The organism is Streptomyces sp. UNOC14_S4, assembly GCF_020740835.1.
Taxonomy (GTDB): domain Bacteria; phylum Actinomycetota; class Actinomycetes; order Streptomycetales; family Streptomycetaceae; genus Streptomyces.
Map to the genome: position 1 here is coordinate 1 of NZ_JAINFC010000468.1, position 5,948 is coordinate 5,948.

Below are 5,948 nucleotides of genomic sequence, written 5' to 3' on the forward strand. Positions count from 1 at the left end.
GGGGAAGCCGCCGGGGCGGGGGCGCCGATGGTCGGGATGCCGAGCATGACACCGGCCGGCTTGGCGGCGGGAGCGGCGTTGCGCTTCTCCCAGGCGTCGCCGGCGGCCGTGCGGCGCACCGCGAGGGTCGGGCCCTCGGCGAGCAGGTGGTGCGGCGCGGCGTAGGTGATCTCGACGGTCACCACGTCGCCCGGCCGGACCGGCTCGTCCGGCTTGGTGAAGTGCACCAGGCGGTTGTCGGGGGCGCGGCCCGACAGACGCTGCGTCGCGTCGTCCTTGCGGCCCTCGCCCTCGGCGACCATGACCTCCAGGACCCGGCCGACCTGCTTCTTGTTCTCGTCCCAGGAGATCTCCTCCTGGAGGGCGACGAGGCGCTCGTAGCGCGCCTGCACGACCTCCTTGGGGATCTGGCCGTCCATCTCGGCCGCAGGGGTGCCGGGGCGCTTGGAGTACTGGAAGGTGAAGGCGTTCGCGAAGCGCGCCTCGCGCACGACGTGCATGGTCTGCTCGAAGTCCTCCTCGGTCTCGCCGGGGAAGCCCACGATGATGTCGGTGGAGATGGCGGCGTCCGGCATGGCGGCGCGCACCTTCTCGATGATCCCGAGGAAGCGCTCCTGGCGGTACGAGCGGCGCATCGCCTTGAGGACGGTGTCCGAGCCCGACTGGAGCGGCATGTGCAGCTGCGGCATCACGTTGGGCGTCTCCGCCATGGCGGCGATGACGTCGTCGGTGAAGTCACGGGGGTGCGGGGAGGTGAAGCGCACGCGCTCCAGGCCCTCGATCTTCCCGCAGGCGCGCAGCAGCTTGGAGAACGCCTCGCGGTCGCCGATGTCGGAGCCGTAGGCGTTGACGTTCTGGCCGAGCAGCGTGATCTCGCTGACGCCCTCGGCGACGAGCGCCTCGACCTCGGCGAGGATGTCGCCCGGACGGCGGTCCTTCTCCTTGCCGCGCAGCGCCGGGACGATGCAGAACGTACAGGTGTTGTTGCAGCCGACGGAGATGGAGACCCAGGCCGCGTAAGCGCTCTCGCGGCGCGTCGGCAGCGTCGAGGGGAACGCCTCCAGCGACTCGGCGATCTCGACCTGCGCCTCCTCCTGGACGCGGGCGCGCTCCAGCAGCACGGGCAGCTTGCCGATGTTGTGCGTGCCGAAGACGACGTCGACCCAGGGGGCGCGCTTGACGATCGTGTCGCGGTCCTTCTGCGCGAGGCAGCCGCCGACGGCGATCTGCATGCCGGGCCGCTTCTGCTTCATGGGGGCCAGGCGGCCGAGGTTGCCGTAGAGCTTGTTGTCGGCGTTCTCGCGCACCGCGCAGGTGTTGAAGACGACGACGTCGGCATCGCCCTCGCCGGTGCCCTCGGGGGCGCGGACGTAGCCCGCGTCCTCCAGCAGACCGGAAAGCCGCTCGGAGTCGTGGACGTTCATCTGGCACCCGTAGGTGCGCACCTCGTACGTTCCCTTAACGTCCACTGTCTGGCTCCGGTCGCTGCTGCTGGTCATCACTCAAGAGTAAGGGGGGCCGGGAGAAGCTCCCGCATCGTCCCCGGGCGCCACATGCGGGCAGGGGCCACCGGGAACCTCGTCGGCGTGCTCCGCCGGAGCGGCCGGCCGGGTACCACGAGCCGTCCGCGCCGCACATGTCTTCCCGCACACCCCTGCCGCGGCCCGGCCGGGACTGGCAGTATCCGGCCATGTTTCCCCGGCTGCCCCGCCCCGGACGCCGCCGCGCCGTACAGGCGGGCGCGGCTGCTGCCGCCGTGCTCGCCCTGCTGGTGTGGTGGCTGGTGTCAGCGCACGGCTCGTCGTCGAGCGGACGGATGTCGTTCGCCACCGGGGTGCCGACGGGTGTGTACGCGAAGTACGGCGATCTGCTGAAGGAGGATCTCGCCAGGGACATGCCCTCCCTGGATGTGCGGCTCCGGCGCAGTCAGGGGTCGCTGGACAATCTGCGGCAGCTCACGTCGGGCGAGGCCGATTTCACGCTGGCCACCGCGGACGCCGTCGCCACCTACCGCGATCAGGGACGGCCCGGTGCCGCGGGGCTGCGGGCGTGCGCGCGGCTCTACGACGACTACATCCAGCTGGTGGTCGAGAAGGGCTCGCGGGTGCGCTCGGCACGCGACCTGAAGGGCATGCGGGTCGGCGTCGGCACGGACCAGTCCGGGGTGCAGCTGATCACCAGGAGGCTGCTCAAGGCGGCCGGGCTCGACTTCGACAAGGACATCCGGCCGGCCAGGGTGGGCATCGACCAGATGCCCACCCTGTTGGAACGGGGCGAGATCGACGCGTTCTTCTGGTCGGGCGGGCTGCCGACCAACGCCGTGCAGTCCTTGGGCAAGCGGCTGTCCATCCGGCTCGTGCCGCTGGGCGACCTCATAGGGCCGCTGCACGACCTCGGTCCTGAGACGCGCTACTACAGGGCGGCCGTCATGCCGGCGGACGCCTACCCGGAGCTGCGCGCCACCCAGGCCGTACAGACGATCGCGGTCGCGAATCTCCTGATCACCATGGATCACGCGGACCCGGAGCTGGCGGAAAGCGTCACCCGGTCGGTGATGAACAGCCGCGATCGCATAGGACAGAAGGTTCACGCCGCGCAGAAAGTGGACCTCCGGACGGCGATTTTCACCGACCCTCTGGACCTCCACACGGGAGCGCTGCGGTACTACCTGTCGGCCAAGCCGTAGCGGGACGGTTCTTCGCAACAGTGAAGCCACAAAGGTGAGGCCGTGGTGGCGAAGCGAGACCGCCGGGCCACTTAGGTCACCGGGATCCTCTCGCCGCGGTCGCGGGGCACCCGGATCACCGCCCGCAGCCCGCTCGGGGTGTTGTGGGTGTACGAGAGCGTGGCACCGCCCGCCGCGAGGAGGGCGCGGGAGATGGACAGCCCGAGGCCCGAGCCCGCGACGTTCTGGTGCCTGCTGCTGCGCCAGAAGCGGTCACCGATCCGGGCGAGTTCCTCCTCGGTCAGACCGGGGCCCCGGTCGGCGACGGTGATGCCCACCGTGTCGCCGTCCACGGAGACGCTGACGGATACGTCTGCGCCCCCGGGCGTGAACTTCAGGGCGTTGTCCACCACCGCGTCGAGCGCGCTGGAGAGCGCCACCGGGTCCGCCCAGCCCGTCGTGGCGGACGGCCCGCTGTAGGTCAGCGCGACCTGTCCCCGGTCGGCCACCGGCGACCAGGCACCCACCCGGTCGGTGACGAGCTCGGCGATATCGGTCAGCTGGAGGTCCGCGGGGGCGTGTTCGGCGAGTGCCAGGTCCAGCAGGTCGTCGAGGACCCGGGCCAGCCGCTTGCCCTCCGCCCGGACGGACGCGACCTCCTCGTGTCCCTCGGGCAGGTCCAGGGCGAGCAGATCGATGCGCAGCAGCAGCGCGGCGAGCGGGTTGCGCAGCTGGTGCGAGGCGTCGGCGACGAAGGCGCGCTGCTGTTCCAGGACTTCCTCGACGTGGTCGGCCATCTCGTTGAACGACCGGGCCAGCAGCCGCAGTTCGGGCGGCCCGCTGTCCACCGCGACCCGGGAGTTCATCCGGCCGGTCGCTATGCCGTGGGTGGCGGTGTCGAGCGTACGCACGGGCCTGAGCACCCATCCGGTGAGCCGGAAGGCCGCCGCCACGGCCAGCAGCATGGCGGCGGTCTCGCCCGCGGCGAGGAGCAGCCAGGAGTGCAGGATGCGCGACCGCAGGCGGCCGGTGGGCGAGTCGGTGACGACCACCGCGACGACATCGCCGTCCCGGATGACGGGGGAGGCGACGGTCAGCCTGCGGTGCTCGAAGGGCCACACCTGACCGGGGTCGTGGCTACGCCGTCCGGCGAGCGCCTCCTGGAAGGCGCGCCGCCCCTCCCCCTGCTCCGGGACGGCCCAGTCGACGGGGGCGACAGCCATGGCACGGCTGTCGCGATAGAAGATGCCGACCCGGATGTCGTAGACGTCCTCATAGCGGAGGAGTTCGTCGCGCAGGGTGCCGAGCCGCTCGTCGTTCCCGGCGCCGGGGTCGAACGGCCGGGCGGTGACGTACTGGGCGAGCGAGGCGAAGCGCGCGGTGTCGTCGATCCGGTCGACGACGAGCCGCTGCTGCTGTGCGGCGGCGATGCTCGCGGCGAGCGGGAAGCCCAGGGCGAGCAGCACTCCTGCCAGCAGGAGGATGAGGAGCGGGAGGAGTCGGGTGCGCACGGGCCCGTCCGGTGGTCAGGCGGCCGGGACGACGAGTTTGTAGCCGACCCCGCGGACCGTCTCGATGAGGGCCGGCAGGCCCAGCTTGGAGCGGAGCGAGGCGACGTGGACCTCCAGGGTGCGCCCAGTACCCTCCCAACTGGTGCGCCACACCTCGCTGATGATCTGCTCGCGGCGGAAGACGACACCGGGCCGCTGGGCGAGCAGCGCCAGCAGGTCGAACTCCTTGCGGGTGAGCGGTACGGGCGTGCCGTCCACCACGGCCTGCCGGTTGGGCAGTTCGACGGTCAGCGGGCCGAGGCGCAGCGCCCGCGGGCCGTCGGTGTCGTGCTGCTCGTCCGGAACGCCGTCGGTGTGCGGGGTGCGCCGGGCGACCGCGTGGATGCGGGCGAGGAGTTCGCCCGTGTCGTACGGCTTCACCACGTAGTCGTCGGCGCCGAGGTTGAGACCGTGGATCTTGGACCGGGTGTCGGCGCGGGCGGTGACCATGATGACGGGGGTGGCGGCACGTTTGCGGATCCTGCCGCACACCTCGAATCCGTCCTGGTCGGGCAGCCCGAGGTCGAGGAGGACGACCGCGTACGGGGCGCCCCGGTCGGGCAGCAGCGCCTGGAGCGCCTCCTCGCCACTGCGGGCGTGGGTGACGTCGAATCCGTGCCGGGCCAGCACCGCCGACAGGGCTGCGGCGACGTGGTCGTCGTCCTCCACGAGCAGCAGTCTCAACCCGCGCCCTCCGTCCGGCCGTGGTGTGGCAACACCGCATCCATGCTGATGGACGCCCGCCCCGTCAAGAGGGTTGCGGGGGCACAGGGGCTTCCGTTACCCACCCGGTACGCCTGCGCGACCCCGGCACGCTTCATGCGCCCCCTTCACGCGGAGTGTCCCTTTGCCGCCGGATCGTTATGCTCAATTTCCGCTCAGATGTAATGACGCTGGTCGTTCCCCCTGATTAGGGTCCTCTCCAATCGAGCCCCAATCGAGGAGGACGGAGCGAGACGCCGATGAGCGACATATCCCCGGCCACTGCCGCGGCGGCACCGGACGCGCTGGTCGTCCTGAGCGGTGTCAACAAGCACTTCGGTGCCCTCCATGTCCTCCAGGACATCGATCTGAGCATCGCGCGCGGCGAGGTCGTCGTCGTCATCGGCCCGTCGGGGTCCGGCAAGTCGACCCTGTGCCGGACGATCAACCGGCTGGAGACGATCGACTCCGGCTCGATCACCATCGACGGCAGGCCCCTCCCGCAGGAGGGCAAGGAGCTGGCGCGGCTGCGCTCCGAGGTGGGCATGGTCTTCCAGTCCTTCAACCTCTTCGCCCACAAGACGGTGCTGGAGAACGTGACACTCGGTCAGGTCAAGGTCCGCGGGACGGACCGGAAGACGGCCGAGAAGAAGGCCCGCGACCTGCTCGACCGCGTGGGTGTGGGCACCCAGGCGGGCAAGTACCCCGCGCAGCTCTCCGGCGGCCAGCAGCAGCGCGTGGCCATCGCCCGCGCCCTGGCCATGGAGCCGAAGCTGATGCTCTTCGACGAGCCGACCTCCGCGCTCGACCCGGAGATGATCAACGAGGTGCTGGAGGTCATGCAGCAGCTCGCCCGGGACGGCATGACCATGGTCGTGGTCACCCACGAGATGGGCTTCGCCCGCTCCGCCGCCCAGCGCGTCGTCTTCATGGCGGACGGCCGCATCGTCGAGGAGGCGCGGCCGGACCAGTTCTTCAGCAACCCGCGGAGCGACCGGGCGAAGGACTTCCTGTCGAAGATCCTGCACCAC

Annotated in this window: 5 protein-coding genes; 2 read left to right on the forward strand and 3 right to left on the reverse strand. The window is 70.8% G+C overall.

Annotated elements, in window-relative coordinates; translation table 11 throughout:
• Positions 1-1,499: tRNA (N6-isopentenyl adenosine(37)-C2)-methylthiotransferase MiaB (gene miaB / locus K6I34_RS29710; RefSeq protein ID WP_229330604.1), on the reverse strand; the 1,499-nt coding region annotated here is incomplete at its 3' end.
• Between the two features lie 191 nt (positions 1,500-1,690).
• Between miaB and K6I34_RS29715 the strand changes: the two genes are divergently transcribed.
• Entirely contained in the window at positions 1,691-2,686 is a 996-nt protein-coding gene (locus K6I34_RS29715; protein ID WP_229330610.1) for a TAXI family TRAP transporter solute-binding subunit, read from the forward strand.
• A 71-nt stretch (positions 2,687-2,757) separates the two neighbouring features.
• Here K6I34_RS29715 and K6I34_RS29720 read toward each other — a convergent pair whose 3' ends face one another.
• Complete coding sequence (locus tag K6I34_RS29720; RefSeq protein ID WP_229330606.1) at positions 2,758-4,176, reverse strand: HAMP domain-containing sensor histidine kinase; 1,419 nt, start codon at positions 4,174-4,176, stop codon at positions 2,758-2,760.
• A 15-nt stretch (positions 4,177-4,191) separates the two neighbouring features.
• Positions 4,192-4,899: a response regulator transcription factor gene (locus K6I34_RS29725; RefSeq protein ID WP_229330608.1), complete on the reverse strand. Its 708-nt coding sequence runs from the start codon at positions 4,897-4,899 to the stop codon at positions 4,192-4,194.
• A 278-nt stretch (positions 4,900-5,177) separates the two neighbouring features.
• Between K6I34_RS29725 and K6I34_RS29730 the strand changes: the two genes are divergently transcribed.
• A partial coding sequence (locus tag K6I34_RS29730) for an amino acid ABC transporter ATP-binding protein (RefSeq protein ID WP_275127181.1) occupies positions 5,178-5,948 on the forward strand: 771 nt, incomplete at its 3' end.